The organism is Janthinobacterium algoris (assembly GCF_051380935.1).
Taxonomy (GTDB): domain Bacteria; phylum Pseudomonadota; class Gammaproteobacteria; order Burkholderiales; family Burkholderiaceae_D; genus Janthinobacterium.
On record NZ_JBNYXZ010000005.1, the window covers coordinates 63,169 to 88,334 of the forward strand.

Sequence of the window (25,166 nt, forward strand, 5' to 3'; positions counted from 1 at the left end):
CTTATTGCACATGGCTGCCTCCCGTGGCTGGCGTGGCGGCGGGGGTGCGCGGCGCGACAACAGGCTGGTTGGCGCTGTCCGTCGCTTGCGCGGGCGCACTGGCGGGCTGGCTGCTGAAACTCAAGCCCCCGCCCTTGCCGCCCTCCCTTTCCACGCTGCGCACTTCGCTCTGCGCGCGGCGCGCCTTGACTTGCTCGAGCACGGGATTCGAGCACGAGCCTTCGATGAAATCGGCGCGCAGCAACTCGCCGTTCTTGGTATCGAGGAACAGGCTGTGCGGATCGCCCAGGTTGCGGTTCGACGCTTCCATCATGCGGCTTGCGCGCGGCAACGTTGCACCATCGACCTTGATGACGTGGCTATTCGGCGTGATGCCGCAATAGCTGTACTTGCCTTCCACGTCCGTGGTGAAGTTCGTGCCATCCTCCATATACAGGCGTACGCCGGGGATGCCCAGTTCTTCCGCATCCTGCACATGATTGTTGTTGCAGTCGACAAATACCTTGCCGGCGATGCAGGCATCCGTGGTGAATACGCCGCCCGTCACTTTCACTTTCGCGCGCGCCTCGTTCGAGGGTGGGCCGTTGGTGGTCGATGCCTGGGCGCGGTTGATGCCGTCGCCCTGCAGCGAACCGACGCCCACGCGCAGGCGGTAGCGGAAGCTGGCGCTGGCGTTCGGCGCCAGCGATTCCAGCTCGAAGCTCAGCTGCGGCCCCGGCTTGCCGGACGGATCGGGCTGCACCACATTGTTGCGCGTGGTAGTGCCGTCGATGTAGCGGAAACCGGCCGGCAGCTTATCGAGCACGCTGACGCCAAACGCCGTCGCCACGCCCTTATTCTTCACCTCGATCGTGTACTGCAGGCTGTCGCCGATCTCGGCCTGGGTCTTGTTGACGCTCTTGCTGATCAACAACATCGGCTTGTCCGTCGTGTTGAACACCACGGGGGTGAAGCTCGGTGGCGTGGCGCCAGGCGAGGCCGGCAGCAGCAAGGTATCGGCCGAGCTGGCCAGGGCCAGCACGCTGGCGGGCGCCACTGGCGTCGTCGACGTCCCCGTGCCGCTGTAGCTGTGGCCAATGTTCATGCCACCGCCATCCGTGCCGAACATGGTGCTCGCATACACCTGGTTCAGCTGCGGCACGGTGGGAATCGCGGCCACGCTGCCAAAGTCGACCAGCACCGTGAAAACGATGTTGCAGCTTTCCTGCGGCTGCAAGTCGCCCTTGCCAGTCAACAGGCCAAAAACGGTGGCGCCGTTGAAGTCGCCATTCGCGACGCAAGCCGTGGCGCTGGCGGGCCGCGCCGTGACGGCCAGGCTGCCCGGCTTGAAGGTGACGCTGGTGGCCGTGGGGAAGACGGCCCTCAGGTTTTCCGCCACCTGCACCATGGTCGAGGTCGGATAGCCTGCAGGATAGCGGTTGGCCGCCTGCACCGTGTAGCTGATCTCGAACTTGCTGGCGTCAACTTGCTGCTGTGCCGACACGGCCTTGATGACATCGACCACCTGGCGCAGCAACACCACGGGCGTGGGCGTATCTTCGCCCGTGAACGGCACACCGCCCACGGTATCCGAGGCATTGCCGTTGCGGTTGGGATCGACCTTTTCCGCCAGCGCGGCCACGTCGGCTGCCGTGGCCACGGCGCCCGCATGACTGCCGCCATTGTTGGAAGCGTCAAACACCAGGCTGCCCACGGGCGGCGTGTAGGCTGGGTTGGCGGCGATGACGCCGGCAGCCGGGGCCGGTGGCACGCTGATGACGCCGCCAGCGTTGGCGAGATTGCCGCCCAGCGCGCTGGCAAACACGCTGTTGTTGTACTGCGGCAAAGTTGTCTCCTGCACCGTGATTTCCACGCTGAAAGTGATGACGCTCAACTCGCCCTCGCCCAGTGCCGTATCACCGTTGAGCAAACGCAAGTCGTTGCCGCCGCAACCGCCCGTAAAGCCCGGATTGACGGCCAGTTGCCGGCTGCCGCCAATGGCGGGCGCGGCAGGTGGCGCGACGATGCGGCACGTGACGGGTTCAGGGAAGGCGGCGCGCAGGCTGTCGAGCGCCTGCACATTTTGCGCCGCGCCCTTGCCCACGTTGCGGATCACCACCGTGTACGGCACATTGAAGACTTTGGCCGACAGCTGGGTCACTTTGCCCACGCCCAGCGCCACGCCGACGGCCGGGTTGGCCACCTCCGTAACGGCCGTGCAATCAGATGCCTGCGCGCAACGTGGCAAATCGGTACCGGCGGGCACGATAGTGTTGCTCAGGGTGCCGCTGGCGGCCACTTTCGCACTCAGCGTGACGGCGGCCACGGCGTTCGGCGCCAGGCCGGCAGGCACCGTGCACACCAGCTTGTTCGCGGCCAGCGGCGCGCAAGTGGTGGGCGCGGCGGGCGTGACGACGATCTCCGTCAGGCTGGCGGCCAAGTCGTCCGTCAGCGTAATGGTTGCCGTGGTGGCACCGCTGCCGCTGTTGGTGGCCGTGATAGTCCAGCTAACGGTGTCGCCGATGCTGGCGTTGGCCTTGTCCGCCACTTTTTTCACCATCACGCTGGGGCTGGTCACATTGGTGCTGGTCTGGCAATCGCTTGGGGCCAGGCACAGCGGGGCGTCGGGCCCGGAAGGCACGACGCGGTTGAGCGCCGTGCCCGCCTGGGTAACGGTGGCCGACACTTCCACGCTGGCTTCGCCGCCATTGCCGATCAGGCCGGCAGGTACGCTGCAGTTCAGCACATTGCCGGCCACGGGTGCGCACGTGGCGCGCACAGGCGTGAGCACCACATTCGCCAGGCCGGCCGGCAAGGTGTCGACCAGGGTCATGACGGCGCGCGTGGGGCCGCTGCCCGTATTGCTGGCCGTGATGGTCCACACGACGGTGTCTCCCACATTGGCGCCGGCGCGGTTGACGCTTTTCCGCACTGCCACCTTGGGTCCCGTCAGCACGATGCTGGACTCGCAGTTGTTCGCTTGCGCGCAAGCTGGATTGTCCGGCCCGCTCGGCATCACGCGGTTCGACAGCACGCCTTCCAGCGTACCGGTCGCCGTCACGCGCACGCTGCGCGTGCCATTACCGACAGCCAATTGACCAGCAGCAATGCTGCAGCTTTGCACGCTGTTCGGCAGCCAGTTCGCCAGCGGCGGGCACGTCACGCCAGCGTCGGCATTGACCGCCAGCACCGTCAGGTTCGGTGGCAGGATATCTGCCAGGATCACCACGCCCTGGTTGGCCACGCCGCCGCTGTTGACGGCGGTGATGGTCCAGATGATGCTGTCGCCCACGTTGGCGCTGCCGCGGTTGGCCGTCTTGCTGACGCGAATGACGGGGCCCGGCATGGTTACCGTGGCCGTGTTCGGCAAGTCGTACTGCACTTCCGTCGAGCTGGTGGCGATGAGGCTGACGATGGTCGAGACATTGCTGGCCGGCTGGATGTAGGACAGGCCAAAACTGTGCAGCTCATTAGGCGCCAGGCTGGCGGGCAAGCCCGTCACCGTCAGCATGCCGCTGATGGCGTCATAGCTGCCGGCTGCGCCGCTCAGGGTCACGCCCATCAGGCCCTGTGCCAGTTTCAAGCTGTACGTCACGTTCTCGGCCGTGCCGGGACCGGCATTGCTGAAGCTGACGATGCCGTTGATCTGGTCGCCGGCACTGGTGCTGCCGGGGAAACCATTCAGGGTGGTAGTCACGTCGACCAGCAGCTTGATGGCCGTGGTGCTGGTGCTGCAGTCCGCCGCCTGCACGCAGACAGGATTGTCCGGACCGCTTGGCAACACCGTGTTCTGCAGCACGCCAGCCGCGCTGGCCGTGGCGCGCAGCACCACTTGCGCCTGTCCACCCGGCGCCAGGCCGGCCGTCACGCTGCACGTGGCGATATTGCCGGCCACGGGCGCGCAAGTGGCCAGCTGTGTGGAAACCACTTGCACGCCGCTGACGCCGACTGGCAAGTTGTCGGTCAGCACGATGGCGGATTTGGTCGCGCCCGTGCCGCCATTGCTGGCAGTAATGGTCCAGGTCAGCAAGTCGCCCACGCTGACATTGCTCTTGTCGACGCTCTTGCGCACCGTCACTTGCGGCGCCACGAGGGCCGTCGTAGCTTGGCAGGCGCTGGCCTGTTCGCAGGCGGGATTGTCGCCACCGCTGGGCAAGACACGATTCGACAGGCTTCCGCCCGCAGTGCCGCGGCCCGTGATGACGACCTTGCGGCTGCCATTGGTGGCAAGCAATTGACCTGCCGCAACCGTGCATGCCTGCACACTGCCAGCCGTCCAGCTGGCGGCCGGCGGGCAGCTCACGCCCGCGTCAGGCGTCACGCTGAGCACGACAATGTTGGCAGGCAGCACATCGCTGACGACGACCGGGTTTTGATTCGGCAAGTTGCCCGTGTTCGTCGCCGTAATGGTCCAGGTCAGGATGTCGCCCACGGCCGCGTTCACCTTGTCGACCATCTTGCTGGCGCGGATCACAGGACCCGGCAAGTTCGTCGTCGCCGTATTCGACAAGTCGTTGACAATTTCCGTGGAACTGGTGCCCACCACGCTGCTGATGCGCGAGCTGTTGCTGGCCGGCTGCGTGTAGAACAGGTTGAAGCTGGCGCTCTGCCCGCTGATCAGGGTGGCCGGCAAGCCGCTCAGCACATACAGGCCCGTGCCGCTGTTGTAGACGCCGCTGATGCCGGGCGCGCCGCTGACGGGGCTGACGGAAACGCCACTCAGGCCCGCTTCCAGCTGCAAGCTGTAGCTCATTGTTTCCGCCACGCCAGGGCCCACGTTGGCAAACGTCACCACGCCACGGATGGCGTCGCCCGCATTGCTGCTGGCGGGAAAACCGTTCAGGGTGGTGGTCACGTCCACCAGCAGTTTCGACACCACCGTGGTGGTCTGGCAATCGCCCGGGGTGGCGCAGACGGGGTTATCCCCCCCTCCCGGCAGCAGTGTATTGACGAGGCTGCCCGACAAGGTCGCCGTGGCGCTCAGTTTCACACTGGCGCTGGCGCCGGCGGCAAGGCCGGCAGGCACGCTGCAGCTGACGACATTGCCCGCCGGCGCGGCGCAGGTGACGGGTGCCGTTGGCGTCACCTGCACATTCGCCAGGCCCGCAGGCAGGGTATCGGCCAGGGTGGCGATGGCCGTGCTGGGACCGCTGCCGATATTGCGCAAGGTCAAGGTCCACACGAGGGTATCGCCCACGTTGGCCGCCGTCTTGTCGACGCTCTTGCTGGCGTTCAGCAAGGGCGCGCTGACAGTGCTGGTGGTGCTGCAGTCGCCCGCCTGCAAGCAGAAAGGATTATCCGTGCCGCTGGCGCTGACGCCATTGACGAGACTGCCTGCTGCGGCGGCGCGCGCCGTCACTTGCAGCGTAGCATTGGCGCCGGCGGCCAGGCCGGCCGGCACGCTGCACGTAAGGATATTGCCGGCCAGCGGCGCGCAGGTGACGGACGCGGCGGGCGTGACGACAATATTCGCCAAGCCGGCCGGCAAGGTATCGGTGATGGTGACGATGGCCGTGCTAGCCCCTGTGCCGCTGTTGGCCAGGGTGACCGTCCACGTCAGGCTGTCGCCGATATTCAGGGCTAGCTTGTCGACGCTCTTGCTCAGCGCCAGGCTGGGGCTGGTAATGGTGGTTTGCGTCTTGCAACTGCTGGCCTGGAAGCAGGCTGGATTGTCCGGGCCGCTTGGCATGACCTGGTTGGCCAAGGTGCCGCCCGCGCTGGCCTTGCCGGTCAGCACAATCTGGCGTTGGCCATTGCCGGCCGCCAACTGGCCGATGGCCACGCTGCAACTCTGGCTGCTGTTGGCCACCCAGCTGGCCAGCGGCGGACAGGTGACGCCGCTGTCGGGCGCCACATTGGTGACGATGATATTGGCCGGCAGCAAGTCCGTCAAAATGACGGCGCCCTGGTTGGCCAGGCTGCCCGTGTTGCTGGCCGTAATCGTCCAGATAATTTACTCGCCCACGTTCGCCACGGCCTTGTTGGCAGTCTTGCTGACGCGGATGATGGAGCCGGGCATGGTGACGGTCGCCACATTGGGCTGGTCGTTCGGCACTTCTGTCGACGTTGTGGCAATGCGGCTGACCACGGTCGACAGATTGCTGGCCGGCTGGATGTAGCTGAGCTGGAAGCTGAAGCCCTGCCCCGGCGCCAAAGTGGCCGGCACGCCGCCGAAGGTCACCAGGCCTGAGCCTGCGTTGTAGCTGCCTGTCACGCCGCTGAAGTTCACGCCGGCCAGTCCGGGCGCCAGCTGCAGGCTGTACGTCACGCCTTCGGCCGGCCCGGGACCGATATTGCTGAAATTGACCGTGCCGACGATCATGTCGCCCGCTTGCGTGCTGCCGGGGAAGCCGTTCAGGGTAGTCGTCACGTCGACCAACAGTTTCACGGCCGTGCTGGTCGTGCTGCAATCGCCGGGCTGCAGACAGATGGGATTGTCGGGGCCGCTCGGCACGACAGTATTGACGTAGGCGCCGGCCGCATTAGCCACGCCCTTGACGACGATATTCAGCGTGGAAGCTGCAGCCATGCCGGCAGGAATCGAGCACACCAGCTGATTGCCGCTCGGCACCGCACAGGTGGCGGGCGACGCTGGCAGCACTTGCCACAGGGTCAGATTGGCCGGCAAGGTGTCGGTCAGGGTGATGACGCCCATGGTGGCGCCCGTGCCCGTATTGGCCACGGCAATGGTCCAGGTCAGCGCGTCGCCGACATTGATATTGCTCTTGTCGACGCTTTTATGCACGGCCACTTGCGGGCTGAGGATGGTGGTGCTGGTCTGGCAGGAAGCTGCCTGCGCGCAGGCGGGATTATCGGGGCCGCTCGGCAAGACTTTGTTGCCCAGGCTGCCACCGGCCGTGCCCCTGGCTGTAATGACGATGCTGCGGCTGCCACTCACGGCAGCCAGCTGGCCGGCCGCGACGGTACACGCTTGCGCGCTGTTGGCCAGCCAGCTGACCAGTGGCGGACAGCTGACGCCGGTGCCCGGCGTGACGGACAGCACGACCACGTTGGCGGGCAGGATATCGGTCAGGGTCACCACGCCCAGGTTGGCCAAGCTGCCCGTATTCGTGGCCGTGATGGTCCACGTGATCGTCTCGCCCACGTTGGCCGTGGACTTGTCGGCCAGTTTCGTCACGCGGATGATGGGGCCGGGCACGGTTGCCATGGCCGTGTTCGGCAATTGGTTCGCCACCTCCACCGAGGTGGTGGCGATGGTTGACGTCACCATCGACAGGTTGTCGGCCGGCTGCGTATAACTGACATTGAAGCTGGTGCTCTGGCCATTCGCCAGGCTGGCGGGCAAGCCGCTGAGGGTCACGACGCCCGTGGCGGGATTGTAGCTGCCCACGGCGCCCGTCAAGGTGACGTTGCTCAAGCCCGGCGTCAGCTGCAGAGTGTATGTCACGCCTTCGGCCGGGCCCGGTCCCACGTTGGCGTAGGTGACGGTGCCGGAAATCTTGTCGCCCGCCAGGGTATTCGGCGGGAAATTGTTCAGGGTGGTGGTGACGTCGACCAGCAGCTTGACCACCGTAGTGGTGGTGCCGCAGTCGCCGGGCAGCACGCAGGCGGGGTTGTCTGGCCCCGATGGCAGCACGCTGTTGACGGCGGACCCGGCCAGGGTGGCAGTGGCGCTGACAATGACCTTCACCGAGGCGCCGGGTGCCAGGCCGACCGGCACGCTGCAGGTCAGGTTCTGGCCCGCCACTGGCGCGCAGCTAGCTGGCACCTGCGGGCTGACGACGATGTTCGCCAGGCCGGCCGGCAAGGTGTCGGCCAGCGTGACGATGCCCGTGCTGGCGCCCGTGCCGCTATTGCTCACCGTTAAGATCCACGTGATGGTGTCGCCCACGTTGACGCTGGCCTTGTCGACGCTTTTCTTCACCGCCACGTTCGGGCTGGTGACGCTGGTGGTGGTCTGGCAATTGGCCGGCGCGGCGCACGCGGGATTGTCGATGCCGCTCGGCACGAGGCTGTTGGCCACCGTGCCGGGCGCATTTGCCACGGCCTTGATGAGCACTGTCGCCTGCATGCCACTGCCCAGCCCTGGCGGCACGGTACAGGTCAGGGTGTTGCCCACAGGCACGCCGCAATTGGCGGGCGCCACGGGCAATATCTGCAGCGCGCCCACGTTCGCGGGCAAGCTGTCCGTCAGGATAATGGCACCATTCGTCGGGCCGCTGCCGCTGTTGATGGCTTTCAGCGTCCACGTGATGGTGTCGCCGAGATTGACCGTGGTCTTGTCGACGCCTTTCGTCACGGCCACGCTGGGGCTGGTCACCGTGCTGGTGGTGGCGCAGCCGGCAGTCGTGGCGCACGCAGGATTGTCGGCGCCAGTCGGCACGACGCTGTTATTGTAGGTACCCGCCGCCGCAGGCTGGGCCGTAACGGTGAAGCCGGCAACGCCGCCGTTCGCTGCCAAGCCGGCCGGCACCGTGCAGGTGAGGATATTGCCTACCGGTACGGCGCAGGTGGCGCTGCCGACCAGCGCCACGTTCAAGCCCACCAGGTTGGCCGGCAAGGAATCGGTCAGCGTGATGGGCGCGGTGCTCACGCCATCGCCGCTATTCGTCGCCGTGACGCTCCAGGTCAGGCTGGCGCCGATATTGATGCTGGCATGGTCGACGGTTTTCGTCAGCGCCACCTTGGGGCTGGTGATCGAGGTGACCGTGCGGCAGTTTTCCGCCGTGGCGCAAGACGGATTATCGGGTCCGCTCGGCATGATGCGGTTCGCCAGGCTGCCGCCCGCCGTGGCGTGCGCCGTGATGGTAATGGTGCGGCTGCCGTTGAGGGCCGCCAGCTGGCCGGCGGCGATGGTGCAGGTCTGGGTGCTCGACGCCACCCAGCTGGCCAGCGGCGGGCACGTCACGCCCGGCGCCGCCACCACGCTCGTCACCACCAGGTTGGCCGGCAACAAATCGGCAAGGGAAACCAGACCCTGGTTGGCGATATTGCCCGTATTGCTGGCAGTGATCGTCCACGTGATGTTCTCGCCCACATTCGCCGTCAGCTTGTCGGCCACCTTGGTGACGCGCACGTTCGGCCCCGGCACCATCACGGTGGCCGTATTCGGCAAGTCGTTGGCCACTTCGACCGAGGAGGTGCCGACCACGCTGGTGACAAACGAACTGTTCGAGGCGGGCTGCGTATAGCTGAGATTAAAGGTGACGCCCTGCCCGGCCAGCAGATTCGGCGGCAGGCCGGACAGGGTAATGAAGCCCGTGCCCGCGTTGTACACGCCTGTCACGCCGCCCACGGACACGCCCGTCAAGCCTGGCGGCAACTGCAGCGTGTACGTCACGTTCTCGGCAGTGCCCGGCCCCATGTTGCGATAGGTGACTGTGCCGCTGATGGCATCGCCCGCATTCGTCGAACCGGGAAAGCCGTTCAGGGTGGTAGTCACGTCCACCAGCGCCTTGCTGACGACAGTGGTGGTCTGGCAGGCGCCGGCCGTGGCGCAGCTGGCGCCATTGCCGCCGGACGGCGCTACGCTGTTGACGAAATTGCCGGCCGCTGTCGGCACGCCAGTGATGCTGACCTGGGCGCTGCCGCCCGACGCCAGGCCGGCTGCTACCGTGCAGGTGACGGTATTGCCGGCCAGCGGCGCGCAGGTCGCGGGCGCCGTGGGCGTGATGACGATGCTGGCCAAGTTGGCCGGCAGGGTATCGACGAGGGTCACGGCCGCCGTGGTGGCGCCCGTGCCGGTATTGTTCGCCGTCAAGGTCCACTGCACGCTGTCGCCGATGAAGGCGCTGCTCTTGTCGACGCTTTTTTGCACGCGCACGAGCGGACTGACGATTCCCAGGGTATCGCTGTCCACATTATTTGCGGGGATGGGGTCCAGCGTGGTGGCGCCGGCCGTCGTGGTGATCGTCAGGCTGCCGCTGGCGGGCAGGTTGAAGGTGGAGCTGCAATTGATGCGCGAGCCGGGAATGAAGGGCGCCACGGGTGCGCTGCAACTGGCCGTGGCGCCGGCTGGCAAGCCACTCATCACGCAGGTGGGGGCGGCCGCGTTGTCGGGGCCGTTATTCGTGCACACGCCAGTCACCGTCATGGAGGCACCGGCATTGTAGGGACCGGCTGGCACCGTCGTGACGGCTTGCATGTCCGCCTGCAGGCGGCGGTTGCTGATGGTACACGTGACGGGCGCCTCGGGCATGGTGAAGTTACCCGCGTTGGCCGCGCCGCTGGAAATGACAGCGGCCGTATCCGTACGCACGCAACTGTAGCTGCTCTGGTACTGCGCCAGGATGGTGGCCGTGCCCGCGTTTTCCGCGAACGTTGCAAGGTTGCCCGCGCGCACGACGGCGCTGGCCGTGGCGCCGTTGCCGCCCTGCACGCCCGCCGTGCCGTTGGCATTCATGATGAACAGGCCGCTGTCGCTGGCGGGCGTCAATACCTTGAGCACCGTCAAGGTATTTGTCCTGACCGTGGCCATGCTGCTGCTGCTGTTGTTGCTGAGATCACTATCCGTTTCATTGGGCGAGACGGTCACACTGGCCGTATTCACGATACTGGCGGCGTCGCCCGGCGTGGCCGTGATCGTCACCGTCAGGTAGGAACCCGTGGTGGGGTTGCTGACGGCCGCATTCACGGGCAGGTTGCCCATGGTAATGCTGACGCTGTTGCTGCCCGAACCCGAGGTTTTCGTGCCGCAGGAAGCGCTGCCACTGGCGGCGCACGTCCAGCTGACGTTGCTCAAGCTGGCCGGCAACACATCGCTGAAAGTGGCGCCCGTGCTCAGGGCCGGGCCGCGGTTCCACACTTTCATGGTATAGCTCAAGGGCTTGCCGACAGAGAACTGCGCCGGGCCCACCTTGCCGACGGCCAGGTCGGTCTTGCTATTGGTGCAATTGGCATAGGAACTGGCCAGGCTGGGGTCGCGCAATTGCGCTGCGGGAATAATTTCCGTCACATTGTCAGGACGCGTCCAACGCATGTGCAAATAATTGATGCCGCCCACGTTATTCCACAGGACGCGGGCCAGATAACAGCCACCGGGCGTGGCGCTATTGAAATTGCCGGCCAAATTCTGGAAATCCGTTTCATTATTCGAATATTCGGCCACGCTACCCACGGGCACGTTGTACACGGCATTGCGGTAATTGGTCGAATACTGGGTCGAGAAATCGACTTTCACGTCATCGTCGTGCGAGACGCTGAATTTGTAATTGCCCGCCTGCGGAAACACGACCAGCGTGTACATCACGCGACCCATGATCCAGGCCTGGCAGGCAGCCGACGTTTGCTGCGTGTCGAAGTTGCATAACTGCGCAGGATTGGCGGGCGTGCCATTGGCCCAGTCCAGCTGCGGCGAGGTGCCCATGCGCGCTGCATTGACGGCGGGATTGACAGCCAGCGCCGCCAAACTAGCCAGGCGACCCGTGCTGCCCGCGTTAAAGCTGTTGTCGTAATTGGGCAAGGCGGGATTGGCCGGCACCCGCGAAATTCCCCGGTAATCCTCCCACAGCACTTGCGCACGGGCGGGCGCGGTGGCGCCCAGCAGCAAGGAAGCGAGCAGCAGCGGTATGACATGCCACCTGGAAAGGTCAGGCAAGCGGGCGCGGTGGACGATCGCGGTCAGCATCCCCATGTAGCGTCCGGCGGACAAAAAAGCTGCATGGCGGCCGGAACGGCCTGCCGTTTCCTGGAGTGTTTTGATCATGTTGTTCGCTAAGAAATGTACCGCTGCAAGGTGCAGACCAATATAAAAATGACATTTATTTGTCATGATTATATGAACAAGTAACAGTTCAAGCGTACGACAACAGTGGTTTTTTTGTTTCCAACAAAGAAATTAAATTATCTCGTTGATATTTCGCAACACATTGATCAAATTAATCGTGTAGTTTCGCTGATATTCTATTTTCTGCCGCATGCTGATTAGCTCGACATCATATTTAAATTATAATTTATGCAATGATGTGAAACTATCAAACACATAGTTTGTTTTTCAAAAGAAATTATTAATTTTGATTATCAGTAATTATTTCAATACACATTTCCCTTCCATGATCAGCATTCCATTATTCGATCCTGCGCTGCAGCAGAGTCATCTTCCAGCGCCTGCTTGAATACCAACTCACTGCATTCATGTCTGCTGCCCTGCAAGACAGGGCATGCGGCAAGACGAATTGATCTTGCAAAACGGCCGCGCACGCTATCCGGCTAGCGCGGCGGTGCCCGGATCGCTTACTATCGCCGCATCGCGCCCTGCGCCACCACCGTTGCCACCCCTTTGTCAGGAGTCCTCATTGATGCCACATGCCCACCGCCGCGCGCTGCTGGCCTACGCCTGCACCTTGCTCGCGGCCTGCACCCCGTTCGCCCCGCCGCCCGCCGCCTCGCTGCCAGCCGCGCCAGTAACGGCACCAGCCATGCAGGCGCCCCTGTGGCAGCAGCCGGGCGTGCATGTCTTGCACATCGCCCCGCTGGAATCCCTGCTGACCATCACCGTGCGGCGCGGCGGCGCGCTGGCGCGGTTGGGGCATGACCACGTGATCGCCAGCCGCACCTTGCAAGGCGTGGTGGCGCCCGCGCTGGGACGCGCGCAATTCCAGTTCCGGTTGGATGAGATGAGTGTGGATGAAGAAAGCTTGCGCCAGGCGGCCGGCCTGACGACGACGCCGTCGGCCGACGCCATCGCTGGCACGCGCCACAACATGCTGGTGCGCGTGCTCGAGGCCGAGCGTTATCCGTGGGTGCGCATTGACGCCCGGCGCGCGGGCAACGGCGAGGTGCTCGACGCCGCTATCACCCTGCATGGCGTGACGCGCACGCTGCAACTGCCGGTGCAGATAGCGTTAGCGGCCGATGGGCGCAGCCTGCAAGCCAGCGGCAACCTGCTGTTAAAACAGAGCGACTTCGGCATCGTGCCGTTCGCCATCCTGGGCGGCGCCATGGCCGTGCAGGACCAGATGGAACTGGCGTTCCGCATTACCGCCCGGCACGACGTCAGCGCGCCAGGATCAGGCGCAAACCCAGGCCGATGAAGATGGTGCCGGCTACGCGGTCCAGCCACAGGCCGGCGCGCGGGCGGCGGTTGAGCCACAGTCCGACGGCGCCGGAAAAATAGCCGAGCAGGCCGAACAGCACGCAAGCCTGCGCCGTGAAGACCAGGCCCAGCTGCGCCGTCTGCCAGCTGGCATTGCCCTGGCCCGCGACGATGAATTGCGGCAGGAACGAGAGAAAAAACAGCACGACTTTCGGATTGATACTGTTGGCAAACAAACCCTTGCCGAACAGGCGCAGCAGCGATTCGTCGGGCAAGGCCGCCGCGCCATCGACTCTGGCGCCGCCACGGCTGCGCAAGGCGCCGATGCCCAGCCACACCAGGTACAGGCCGCCAACCACTTTCAGCGCGGTCAATGCGGTGGGCGAGGCGGCCAGCAGGGCCGACACGCCGATGGTCGCCAGCAGCGTGTGCGTGAGGCAGCCGAGGGCGCAGCCCAGTCCGAACGCCATGCCCTGACGGCGCCCGCGCGACATGCCCACGCCCAGCACCATCAGGTTGTCGGGGCCGGGACTGGCGGTAATGAGGACGGCGGCGGCAAGGAAGGCCAGGAACTGGTCGGGACTGAGCATGGAGGACTCGCAGGCAAAAGGCGCCATGATACCGGAGCGGGCGCCATGCCGGCAGGAGATGAATGCCCGTGTGTCACCGAGAGTCGATTAAAATGGGTACTCTACAGCAAACGGCGTTGCCGCCAGTTCCCACGCGACCATCACCACACTCATCGATGCCAGCCCACCCGCCCCCATCCCGCCACCGCGCTTCCTGCTCCCGCGTCAGCGCCTGGCTATGCGGCTGGCCGCTTCTGTGCGGCCTGCTGTTCGGCGTGCTGGGCTGGGCGGGCGCGGCGCAGGCATCCACATTGCCCCTGAGCGAGCAAGGCATCCAGCACCTGGGCAGCGGCGGGCAACTGTTTTTCGCCGGAAATGACGCCGCGCCGGCCGATGCCGCCGCCCTGCCCGCCTGGCTGGCGCGCCAGCGCCCGGCCGACCAGGTCGACCTGTTCGGCGGCGCCTACTGGCTGCATGCGCGGGTACGCAACGACAGCAGCGTGGCGGCCTGGGTCATCGACCCGAACGACACCCTGATCGACCTGGTCGACCTGCACGTGTATGGCCCCGGACCGCACACGGCGCCGCACACCTTGCTGACGGGCTACCAGCGCCCGCACGAGTATTTACTGCACTACGGCAGGAACGTGCAGCTGGCGCCGGGTGCCACGTATGACATCCTGATCCGCTTTTCCAGCCCCTATTACGCGCGCGCGCCCCTGTTCGGCGTGACGACGCAGCAGGACTACCGCAAGCTGGTGGGCAAGGAAAACTTCCTGATGGTCGCTTCCATCGGCGCCCTGCTGGCGCTGGGCCTGTTCAATTTTTTCATCTTTTCCATCACCCTGGAAAAAGCCTCTGCCTATTACGCGCTGTACGTGCTGACGTATGGCCTGGCCTGGGCCATGACCTTCCACGTCTTTGCCGACCTGTTCGACTGGCACCTGCTGCAACTCCATTACGTGCCGTTTTTCCTGCTGCCCGTCTTCAGCACCCTGTTCTACACGCATTTCCTGCACCTGCGTGACTACTCGCCGCTGCTGTATCGCATCAGCAAGGTCAACCTGGTGCTGCCCCTGCTGCTCTTGCCCAGCTGCTTCTTCGCCCTGTCGTATGCGCACACCTTGGCCACCATCGCCATCAGCATCTGGATGCTGCTCGCCCTCATCTGCGGCATCGTCGTCTGGTGCCGCGGCTACCAGCCGGCGCGCTTCTTCGTGCTGGCCTTCGTCGCCTTGATGCTGCCCGGCTTCCTCATCTTGCCGGCCAACCTGGGCCTGATGCCGGCGATGGTGGCCAATGCCCAGTTGGTGACCTTGCTCGGCGGCACGCTCGACGGCTTGCTGCTGGCCTTTGCCCTGGCCGACCAGATCCGCCTGCTGCGCAACAACCTGGAACAGCGCGTGCAGGAACGGACCTTGGCGCTGACCCTCAGCAACGATGCCCTGCTGAAGGCCAAGGAGCACGCGGAAGTGGTCAGCCGTCACCGCATCGACTTCCTGTCGGCCATGAGCCACGACATCCGCACGCCGCTGGCCGGCGTGATCGGCATGCTGAAATTCGCCCTGCGCGACCAGTCCGTCAAAGGCCGCACGCAGGAATACCTGCGCATCGGCCTGCACAATGGCGTCTCGCTATTGACCATTCTGAATGACATCCTCGATTTCTCGAAGATCGACGCGGGCAAGCTGACCCTGGAAACGCTGGACTTCGACTTGCTGGCGCTGATCGGCGACGCGGCAGGCATCGTGCAGGGCCAGGCCGACGCCAAGAGCCTGCTGCTGCGCCGCGAACTGGCGCTGGACCTGCCGCGCTACGTACGCGCCGATCCCACGCGCCTGCGGCAAATCCTCATCAACCTGCTGGGAAACGCACTGAAATTCACGGCGAATGGCGAAGTGCTGCTGGAAGTGCGGCGCGCCCGCACGCCGCCGCGCCGCGATGGCCGCAGCGACATCGACTTCATCATCAGCGATACGGGCCCCGGCATCGACGCGGACACCTTGCCGCGTTTGTTCCAGAAATTCGAGCAGGCCGACCATTCCACCACGCGCCGCTACGGCGGCACGGGCCTGGGCCTGGCCATCTGCAAGGAACTGGTTGAACTGATGCAAGGCACGATCGGCGTGGAAAGCCGTGTCGGCATCGGCTCGCGCTTCCATTTCACGCTGCCGTTGCTGGACGGCAGCGCGCCGGCGGCCGACGCGCGTCGGCCGACACGCCAGGCGCGCCATGCCTGCCGCCTGCGCATCCTGTGCGCCGAAGACGTGCGCACCAACCAGATCATCATCGGCACCCTGCTGGAAGGCATGGGACATGACGTGACCATCGTGGAAAACGGCGAGCTGGCGCTGCATGCGCTGGGCACGGGCGCCTACGACTGCGTGCTGATGGATGGCCGCATGCCGCTGATGGATGGCGAACAGGCCGCGCGCCTGATCCGCAACGGCGGCAACGGCCAATTCCCGATTCCCGACGCGCAGATTCCCATCCTCGCGCTGACGGCCAACGCCAGCGAACATGACCGGCAACGCTACCTGGCCGCCGGCATGGACGACTTCCTCAGCAAGCCTGTCGACGAAACGCTGCTGTTCAGGAAAATCGACGCCATCATCGACCTGCTGCTGGCGCGCGGCCACGCACTGCCACCGGCCATGCCCACCGCGGACGATACCCTGGCGCGCCAGTTCGGCCTGGATGACGCCAGCACCCCGGCGCAGGCGGAAACGCCGGCGCCGGCCGATCCCATGACGGCGCCCGTGCACATCCTGCCGCTGGCAGGCTTGTCGCCGCAGCACTTGCAGCGCATCGCGCAAGCGTTCCTGATGGAAGCCCCGCGGCGCCTGGACCTGGCGTGCCACGCCGTGCGCGATGGCAACGCCAGCGCGGCCGCGGCCGCCTTCCATGCCTTGAAAGGCAGCGCCGGCTACCTGAGCCGCCCCACCCTGCACAGCCTGTGCCACCAGATGGAAACCCTGGCCTCGAATGGCCAGCTCGATAATGTGGAGCCATTCCTGCCGCAGCTGCAGGCGGCGCTGGAGGTGGCGCGACGCGACCTGGAAGCTCAGCCCGCCGGCTGAGCCATCCAGCCATGCACCTGCAGCCACGCCAGCAGCAACTGCGGCCAGACGGCCGGTGCGCTGCCCGGCTTGCCCAGGCCCCAGCCATGGCCGCCGCTCTGGAACTGCTGCAACTCGACAGGCACGCCCGCGCGGCGCAGTGCCGCTGCCATCAATATACTGTTCTCGGGCGGCGCAACCGGGTCGTCCAGCGCCTGCGCGATAAATGTGGGCGGCGTGCGCGCATCGACGTGCCGCTCCGCCGATAGCGCATCGCGCGCCGCCTGCGTGGGCTGACTTCCCAGCAACTCTTTCTTCGCATGCGTCGTGTCGAATGGCCGCTGCATGGTCAGCACGGGGTACAGCAGCACGGCAAAGTCGGGCCGCGCAGATACCCCATCCATCGCATCGACGGGCGCATACAAGACTGCACCGGGCTGGACGGCCGTCATGCCGGCCAAGTGCGCGCCGGCGGAAAAACCCAGGATGCCGATGCGCGCCGCATCGATGCCCCATTCGGCCGCCCGCGCGCGGATCACGCGCATGGCGCGCTGGCCATCCCGGAATGGCGCGGCCACCCCGCCGCCCTCCCGCGGCAAACGGTACACGAGTTCAAACGCCGTGATGCCCTGCGCCTGCAGCCAACTGGCGGCCGGGCCGCTTTCCTTGCCCGCCTCGATATGCGCATAGCCGCCGCCGCTGATCAGCAGAATGGCCGTGCCGTTCGGACGCGCCGGGCGGTGCACCAGCAGATACGGTTGCTCGACCTGCGTGATGGAGCCTTTGGCGCTGTCGCGCTGCGGCCCGGGCGCCGCGCCACCGGGCGGCACGCCGGGCCACAGCAGGATGACGCCCGCCGGCGCGGCGCCCGCGTGCAGGTGGACCAGGACAAGACACAGCAGCATCAGGCGTTGCATGGACACCCTCGCGCAGGGAACAATGACACGCCATGATAAACACATCGCTAGAAATCCGTCTCGCCCTGGATCACGGCCGGATAGCCCGTCATGGCGCGCGAAGTCTGCATGCCGGCCATCACGGCCGCCTCCACGCAACCCGCGTTCAAACCCGTCTTGATCCAGTCGCCCGTGAGGAACAGGTTGCTGAACCCTGACTGGTCGGTGGCCAGCCGGTACTGCGTGCTGCCCACCACCGACATCACGTAGCGCTCGGACGGGTCGACATTGGCGCGCCAGTACTGGCTGTCGAAGCGCGCCGGCCCCGTGCCAGCCTTCGCGTCGACCAGCCATTGCCACGGAAACGCCCCCGGCGCGCCCGCCTCGGGCCACAGCGCGCCGATCTCGCGCTCCAGCTGGTGCAGCGCTCCCTCTTTGGCCCTGGCCGCGCAGCGGGCGGGAAAGCCCGTGTCGGTGACGGGCGGATAGCTATCGACGGGAAAAGCGCTGCAAAAATACGAGACGTTTTTCGGTTCCAGCCCCGCCGGCCAATCTTCGTGCGCCAATAATTGATCCATGGGCGCCCACGTGTCGTACGGTTCCGTGAAGGCCGACAGCACGGGCTGTTGCCCTTTCGGCTGCGTGGTCCAGCCCATCTGCGCCAGGTTTTTGTTCAGCCACACCTGGTACGCCTGCGTGGCCACCGTTTTTACCTTCTCGGCCGCGAGTTGCAGGGCCGGGCTTTGCGCCAGCAATTGCGGGCACAGGGCGGGCAGCGAGCCGATGGAAATGCCGAACACCACCTTGTCGAAATCCACGCCCTTCTTCAATACCGTGGCGGGCAGCGCGCGGCCGAACGCCTGCTGGTACTGCTGCGGCCAGTCGCTCCAGTACGATTCCAGGTTGACTTCCTGCGCTTGCAGCAGCGCCGCCTGGGCCGGCTCGATCTGCGCGTAATCGGGCGCGCTGGGCCAGCATGCCAGGCCTTTGACATCCACCAGCGGCGCGTAGCCGGCGGCCGGGTCCTTCAATTGCACCTGCTGCGTGATGCGGATGCTGTCGATGTCACCCGCGCCCGGCACCAGTTCTTCCACGCGCTGGAAGAATTTGAATTCCACTCCCCTTTTTTTCAGCACTTCGTACATCGGCGTGAAAATCGTGTCGCCCATGCCGGCCTGCATCTTGAACATGATGCCGCCCTTGTAGGCCAGGCCGATGCGCGCCATCGAGCGCAGCAAGGTGCCCGCCTCGATATTCGGCTTGGAAAAATCGCCGCCCTCGTAGGCGAAAACCAGGTCGTAAAAGCCTCGCACGGGCGCCGAATTGACGCTGAACTGCTCGTCGCCGCCATGTTTTTTCAGCCAGGCGCGGAAGTCGATATCGTTGATGACGTCAAAGCCGTTCTTGAACACGCCATCCTCGAACATGCCTTTCATGACGGTGATGCCCAGGTCCAGGCAGGTGAACAGTCGGCGCAATTCATCGTCGCCATCGATCAGGGCGCGGTAACGCAGGCGCAGCCAGGCGCGGATGCCGTTCAGGGTGCTGGCCAGCAGCTGGTGGCGGGCCTGGTCGTGGCGCGTGGAGTCCGGCGCCAGGTCGGCCACCAGCGCTGCCAGCGCGCCCACGGACAGGCCCACGTCGAGGCCCAGTTCATCGGCTTGCCCCACCACTTCATCGGCCAAGCGGCGCAGCCAACCCGGCCACACGCCCCCGCCTGGCGCCGCGGTGGCGCTGGCACTGGCACTGGCACTGGCACGCTCGATGCGCGCGTCGGCGTCCGCCACTTGCCGGATCTGACGTATCCATTGCTCGATCCAGCCCACCATGGCGATGGCCATCTGCCACAGGGTGATGTCTTCGCCACCCTCGCCCGGCTCGCCCGGCAAGGTGGGAAAGACGATGGACCAGTTGCGCCACTGGCCCTTGACGTCTTCCGACAGGGCCACGTAATCGTGCTGCTTGAAAGCGTCGCGCCAGGTGGCCAGCGGGGCGCCGGGCGGACGCTCCAGGCTGGCGTACGCTTCCTTGATCATTTTGAAGGCGTTCGCATAAAAGCCGAACCAGATGTGCAAGCCGTGTTCCTCGATGCGCTGGCCCACTTGCGCATTGCGCCCGCTGGCGCCCTTGCCGCCCAGGCGCCAGCCCAGCTGGTAGACGGTGATGGCGTGCTGGTTTTGCCAGCCCGGCTGGTTCGTCAGATAATAGGCGGTGGTCATGGCCGCCACGCCGCCGCCCAGAATGGCGATCTTTTCCGGGGTGATGCGGGAATTGTCGACCAGTTCCTCGCCCGGCATGGCCGTGAAATCGAAGTTCACATTGAACGGCAATATCGCCGCCTGCGGTCCCAGCTGCAAGCCCAGGGTCTGGTCCAGCGGAAAGCTGTCGAAGGCATGCAGCGTGCATTCGTATTCATAACCGAGCAGGCGCGCGCTGTGCAGGCGGTTGATCTCGGCCGGCGCGGCCACCAGGGCCTGGTACACGGCTTTCACGCCAGCGCTGTCGGGGAATTGCTTGAGGAAGATCTGGTCGATGCGGGGCTTGCGCAGCAGCGACAGGATATCGGCCCAGCCGGCCTGGTCCATGTCAAAGAAATCCGGGATGGAGAGGAAAACCGTAAAGGCTTGCTCGATCAGTTCGAGGAAACTGTTGACGGGCTTGTCCTGCCCCGTCTGCACGGTGGCATTGATTTCCAGCAGCGGGTGCAGCGCCAGTTTGGTTTCCGGCGAAAAATGCTGGAAACCCTTGGCGGCGACGGAACAGCGCAGCGGCTCGCTGCCGGCGGAGGGAATGTCGTATTCGCACAGGTATTTCGGATAGCCGAACAGTTCGCGCCCGTTGATCAGGGCCATGGCGTCGTCGACAAAAATATGGCACGGGTACCAATAGATATGCGCGAGCTTGCCCGCCGCATCCATCTCGCCGACCATGATCCAAGTAACGATGTCGACTTCCGTGATCCAGCCCTTGGCCTGGTCGACGGGGTTGCTTGAATCCGCATGGTTGACGCGCGTAAATGTCAGCATCACATACGGCGACAGGGCTTTCAGGGTCATCTTGCGGCCCGCCACCTGGTTCAAAGTGATATTCACGGTTGCTTGCAGTTTCGCCAGATCGCCCCTGACGAAATAGCCGTACATTTCCGACTGTTTCAATTGCAGCGGCGAGTGCATCATCACCGAACCACCCTGATAGATATACGAAGGTCTTGCCGAAGGTTGCGCCGTCATTGCCCAGTCCCCTTTAAGTTTCATTCAAACAAGATTGCTACAGTGTATGAGAAAGATCAATGAATGATATGAAATAAATTAAAGGATTTGCCAAGATGCATAGGCTCGGCAAAAAGGAGAAATGTACCGACGAAATGCATGTGGCGGCCATCCGGTGTAGGATGGATCATCCGTGCAAAGCAGCTGAGCTAACCCAGAAATGATTACTACCGACTACGTATCGACCTATTCCGGCAACCGTTTTTATCCCTTGCGCCCGCATATCGACAAGGTCGCCATCGAAGACATCGCTCACGGGCTCGCTTACCAGTGCCGCTTCAATGGACAGACGCAAGTGTTTTACTCGGTCGCCCAGCACAGCCTGATCGTCGCCGAGCTGGTACCGCACCAGTTGCGCCTGGCCGCCCTGCTGCATGACGCGGCAGAAGCCTACCTGGGCGATATGGTGAAGCCCCTGAAAGTGTTGTTGCCGGAATTTGCCGTGCTGGAAGACAAGGTCAGCGCCATCATCGCCGCCACCTATGGCCTGGATTTTTCCGATTACGCGCCCATCAAACGAGCCGACCTGATCGCGCTGGCCACGGAAAAGCGCGACCTGATGCCCCACTCGGCCGAGCGCTGGGCTTACCTTGACGGCATCGCCCCCCTGCCCGGTATAATCGAGGCCATGGGTCCGGCCGAAGCCAAGCAACGCTTCCTGCACGCCTTTGCCCAGCTGGGCGGCCTTGGGCTTGCGGCATGAATGCTTCCACCCTGCCGCACGAACGGGCGCTAAGCCACGGTTTTTGCACGACTTTTTTAGATATCCACAGCAACTGTGGATAAAGTTGTTGATAAGCCCCTCTTGACAAGCCGCAACACCAGTATTGATGCGGCTTTCAACAATTTGCTGATTTCACAGGCATTTTTTTACCTCAATGAAATCAATGACTTAGAATCATGATTTTGCGCTAGCGCAAAGTTACTCGACCACCATGAAAATATATTTTGCTGTGCATCCGCAATCTTGCTCCAGGCCGTCTTGTCTGAACAGCATTGTTTTGACAAACCCCGCAGACTGGCATAGTGTGGAGTGAGCGAGCACGATCAACGGTGGATAAATGCATGAATATGGATAGCGATAGCACCGCCAAGGGGGCGGATGAACCCGACTGGCTGATCGACGAGCCACCCGAGCGGGCAGACGTAGCGGCAGACTCCGCCAACGCGGCGCCATGGCGCGTGCTGATTGTCGATGATGACGTCGATGTGCATGTGGTGACCAAATTCGCCCTCAGCCAGGCCAGTTTCCAGGGTCGCAGGCTGAGCTTTCTGCACGCCTATTCGGGCGCCGAGGCGCTGAGCCTGCTGCGCAGCACGCCCGATATCGCCGTGGTGCTGCTCGATGTCATCATGGAAACCCAAGATGCGGGGCTGCAAGTGGCGCGCCAGGTCCGCGAAGACCTGCACAACAGTGCCGTGCGCATCATCCTGCGCACGGGCCAGCCTGGCCAGGCGCTGGAACACCGTATCATCATCGACTACGATATCAACGATTTCTGGTGCAAGACCGACCTGACCACGCGCAAATTGTTTACCACCGTGATTGCCTCGCTGCGCACCTACGCCACCTTGCGCGAAGCGCAGCAACAAGTCGCCGAGCTCGCTGCCGCCCTGGCTCAGTGCGGGGACGCGCCAGCGGCACCGGCCGGCGGCACGCCCTGACCGTCCGCCGCTACTTTCAGTCATAAAAACAAGAGCACTGGATAGGCATACAGGCTTCTGGCACGCCCCATTTTGTCCCATCTTGCTGCCCGATTGCATGCGCTGGCTGGCCCCACTTCCTAAGTGGCGGATTGTTAAGCGCTTTTTCAGATATCCACACGGACTGTGGATATCTTTGTGGATAAGGACCTATTGACAAGCCTCAAAGCCACAGCCCGTGCGGCTTTCAATAAACTGCTCAATCAAACAGCAGAAATAAAAACCATTAAAATCAAGCACTTAGAAAGTCACACATAATCACAAGAAAATTATTTCGTCAGTTTCGCTAACCCATCATTTGTGCATAACTGAGCCGTAATGATCAATCCGACAACATCAAACTAGGGCTGCCGGCAACACAGTTGCCCTGCGGACACTCAGTGCACGGTCTGGCGGCGCTGCTCCGGGTGCAGCAGCACGCGCTCGATCAATTCGGGGGAGACATTGTATGACTTCAGGTATTCCAGTGCACACAAGGTACTGAAGGCAGCCTGCACGGCGATGCCCAAGTTGACGATATCGGACATCTTCTGATCGAGCCGGGCATGCAGCATCACGGTTTTGACGGGCATATGCAGCGTTTCTGTGGAATTAGGCATGATGAACAACTCCTGCGAAGGGGGAAGGAGGGGCGGAGACGACATACCGGTGCGAACTGCGCCAGCGCGGACAGGAACAGCGGTCATGTTGTCGATAAAGTATTGCTGATAAACTCTCGATGTCAATGGCAGGGAAACATGAGCCGCGGTTTTTTTCTTGCAGGCACAACTGGAGCCGAAAGCGATGGACAAGCGCAATCGGCCACGGCGATAATCAGCCATGCCCTCCTCCCCCCTTTCCGCCCTCCCGCCCGATCTGCCCCGCCCGCAACCCGCCTCGCTGGCCGACCTGTTCTTCTCGTTCACCTGGCTGGCCCTGCAGGGATTCGGCGGCGTGCTGGCCGTGATCCAGCGCGAAATGGTCGAGCGCAAGCGCTGGCTGACGCAAGAGGAATTCCTGGAAGACTGGGCCGTGGCGCAAATCATGCCGGGGCCGAATGTTGTCAACCTGGCGCTGATGGTGGGCGGGCGCTATTTCGGCTTGCGCGGCGCGCTGACGGCGCTGGCCGGCATGCTGGCCGTGCCCCTCGTCATCGTGCTGCTGCTGGGCGTGCTGTACACGCACTTCGGCGACAATCCGCAGTTGGCGGGTGCATTGCGCGGCATGGCGGCCGTCTCGGCCGGCATGATCGCCGCCACGGGCGTGAAACTGGCGGCCGCGCTGGTCAAGCATCCGCTGCCCTTGTGGCTGACCTTGTCCATCACCGTGCTGGGCGTGCTGATGGTGGCGATCTTCCGCTGGCCCCTGCTGTACATCCTGCTGGGCCTGGGCGGCATAGCCTGCCTGCTGACCTATCGAAAGCTGTCCTCATGACTCCGCCCTTGCAGCTGGTCTTGAGCGCGGGCGACTGGCTGAACCTGTTCGGCCACTACCTGATGCTGTCACTGATGTCGATCGGCGGCGCCATTTCCACCACTGCCGAAATGCACCGCTTCCTCGTCGAGCAGCACGGCTGGTTGACACAGGCGCAATTCAATGAATCAATTGCCATCGCGCAAGCCGCGCCCGGCCCCAACGTGCTGTTCGTCGCCCTGATGGGCTGGAACGTGGGCATGAATGCGGGCAGCTACACGGCCGCGTACCTGGGCGTGCTGGTGACCATGGTGGGCATCATGTTGCCCAGCACCACCCTCACCTACGTAGCGGCCCAGTGGGGCTACCGCAACCGCGACCTGCGCCCCGTGCGCGCCTTCAAGCAGGGCATGGCGCCCATCGTCGTGGCCCTGCTGATTTCCACCGGCATGATACTGGGCGGCGCCAATCACGACATCCGTACGGACTGGCCCTTGTGGAGCCTGTCCATCGTGGCCGGCCTGATCATCTGGCGCACGAAACTCCATTTATTGTGGCTGCTGGGGGCCGGCGCCGTGCTGGGCTGGCTGCAGCTGGTGTAAGCCTACACGGCCAGGTGGCGCTTCACCTCGTCGCCATCCATCTGTTCTGCCTTACCGCTGGCGACGACACTGCCGCGCGACAGCACGATGAATTCGTCGGCCAGTTCGCGGGCAAAGTCGAAATACTGTTCGCACAGCACGATGGCCATGTCGCCGCGCTGTTTCAACAAGGAAATGACGCGGCCGATATCCTTGATAACGGACGGCTGGATGCCTTCCGTCGGTTCGTCGAAAATGATCAGCCGTGGCTCGGCCAGCAAGGCGCGGGCGATGGCCAACTGCTGTTGTTGTCCGCCGGACAAGTCGCCGCCACGCCGCTGCAGCATCTCTTTTAATACCGGAAACAACGCATACACCTGGGGATCGATGCGTGTAGCGTGCCTGCCCGTCTTGACGGCCAAGCCCATCAGCAAGTTTTCCTCGACCGTCAAGCGCGCAAAGATGTCGCGCCCCTGTGGCACATATGCCATGCCCAGCTTTGCCCGCGCATGCGGCGCCAGCCTGGTGATATCGCGGCCATCGAGCACCACCTTGCCCTGCGCCACGGGCAACACGCCCATCAGGCATTTCAATAAGGTCGTCTTGCCCACGCCATTGCGCCCCAGCAAGGCCAGGCATTCCCCCTTGCGCGCCGACAGCTTGATGCCGCGCAAGGTATGCGAAGAACCATAGTATTGATTTAATTGTTGCACTTCGAGCATG

Annotated in this window: 13 protein-coding genes; 6 read left to right on the forward strand and 7 right to left on the reverse strand. The window is 64.0% G+C overall.

What is annotated here, in order from left to right; genetic code table 11:
* Position 1: 1 nt before the first annotated feature.
* Both ACQ4W7_RS09005 and ACQ4W7_RS09010 read right to left on the reverse strand, forming a co-directional pair.
* The gene (locus tag ACQ4W7_RS09005) at positions 2-5,872 is read right to left on the reverse strand and encodes a hypothetical protein (protein WP_436529922.1); all 5,871 of its coding nucleotides are present in this window, start codon (positions 5,870-5,872) and stop codon (positions 2-4) included.
* A 60-nt stretch (positions 5,873-5,932) separates the two neighbouring features.
* On the reverse strand, positions 5,933-11,644 hold the full coding sequence (locus ACQ4W7_RS09010) for a beta strand repeat-containing protein (RefSeq protein ID WP_436529924.1): 5,712 nt from the start codon (positions 11,642-11,644) through the stop codon (positions 5,933-5,935).
* A 592-nt stretch (positions 11,645-12,236) separates the two neighbouring features.
* Here ACQ4W7_RS09010 and ACQ4W7_RS09015 point away from each other — a divergent pair.
* The gene (locus tag ACQ4W7_RS09015; RefSeq protein WP_436529926.1) at positions 12,237-12,971 is read left to right on the forward strand and encodes a YceI family protein; all 735 of its coding nucleotides are present in this window, start codon (positions 12,237-12,239) and stop codon (positions 12,969-12,971) included.
* Here the strand turns inward: ACQ4W7_RS09015 and ACQ4W7_RS09020 are convergent.
* Positions 12,934-13,563, reverse strand: coding sequence for a LysE family translocator (locus ACQ4W7_RS09020; protein WP_426070411.1), 630 nt, complete (start codon positions 13,561-13,563; stop codon positions 12,934-12,936). The genes ACQ4W7_RS09015 and ACQ4W7_RS09020 overlap by 38 nt on opposite strands.
* Before the next feature lie 155 nt (positions 13,564-13,718).
* Between ACQ4W7_RS09020 and ACQ4W7_RS09025 the strand changes: the two genes are divergently transcribed.
* Entirely contained in the window at positions 13,719-16,622 is a 2,904-nt protein-coding gene (locus ACQ4W7_RS09025) for a hybrid sensor histidine kinase/response regulator (protein WP_436529928.1), read from the forward strand.
* Here ACQ4W7_RS09025 and ACQ4W7_RS09030 read toward each other — a convergent pair.
* Complete coding sequence (locus tag ACQ4W7_RS09030) at positions 16,607-17,518, reverse strand: alpha/beta hydrolase (RefSeq protein ID WP_436529930.1); 912 nt, start codon at positions 17,516-17,518, stop codon at positions 16,607-16,609. The genes ACQ4W7_RS09025 and ACQ4W7_RS09030 overlap by 16 nt on opposite strands.
* A 47-nt stretch (positions 17,519-17,565) precedes the next feature.
* Positions 17,566-20,727 carry an NAD(P)-binding protein gene (locus ACQ4W7_RS09035; protein ID WP_436529932.1) on the reverse strand — a complete coding sequence of 1,054 codons (3,162 nt, stop codon included), beginning with the start codon at positions 20,725-20,727 and terminating at the stop codon, positions 17,566-17,568.
* A 199-nt stretch (positions 20,728-20,926) separates the two neighbouring features.
* Here ACQ4W7_RS09035 and ACQ4W7_RS09040 point away from each other — a divergent pair, with 199 nt between their 5' ends.
* Both ACQ4W7_RS09040 and ACQ4W7_RS09045 read left to right on the forward strand, forming a co-directional pair.
* Positions 20,927-21,469 carry a phosphohydrolase gene (locus ACQ4W7_RS09040; protein WP_436529934.1) on the forward strand — a complete coding sequence of 181 codons (543 nt, stop codon included), beginning with the start codon at positions 20,927-20,929 and terminating at the stop codon, positions 21,467-21,469.
* A 362-nt stretch (positions 21,470-21,831) separates the two neighbouring features.
* Positions 21,832-22,431 carry a hypothetical protein gene (locus ACQ4W7_RS09045; protein WP_436529936.1) on the forward strand — a complete coding sequence of 200 codons (600 nt, stop codon included), beginning with the start codon at positions 21,832-21,834 and terminating at the stop codon, positions 22,429-22,431.
* Positions 22,432-22,847: 416 nt separating this feature from the next.
* On the opposite strand, the gene ACQ4W7_RS09050 is transcribed toward ACQ4W7_RS09045, so the two are convergent.
* Positions 22,848-23,069 (reverse strand): hypothetical protein, encoded by a 222-nt coding sequence (locus ACQ4W7_RS09050; protein WP_426070417.1) that lies wholly within the window; start codon positions 23,067-23,069, stop codon positions 22,848-22,850.
* 220 nt (positions 23,070-23,289) lie between these two features.
* Here ACQ4W7_RS09050 and ACQ4W7_RS09055 point away from each other — a divergent pair, with 220 nt between their 5' ends.
* A complete protein-coding gene (locus tag ACQ4W7_RS09055; RefSeq protein ID WP_426070418.1) occupies positions 23,290-23,883 on the forward strand; it encodes a chromate transporter in 594 nt (197 codons plus the stop codon).
* A complete protein-coding gene (locus ACQ4W7_RS09060) occupies positions 23,880-24,464 on the forward strand; it encodes a chromate transporter (protein WP_436529939.1) in 585 nt (194 codons plus the stop codon). The genes ACQ4W7_RS09055 and ACQ4W7_RS09060 overlap by 4 nt, the downstream gene beginning before the upstream one ends.
* 2 nt (positions 24,465-24,466) lie before the next feature.
* Here the strand turns inward: ACQ4W7_RS09060 and urtE are convergent, their stop codons facing one another.
* On the reverse strand, positions 24,467-25,165 hold the full coding sequence (gene urtE, locus ACQ4W7_RS09065) for an urea ABC transporter ATP-binding subunit UrtE (RefSeq protein ID WP_436529941.1): 699 nt from the start codon (positions 25,163-25,165) through the stop codon (positions 24,467-24,469).
* Position 25,166: the final 1 nt, after the last annotated feature.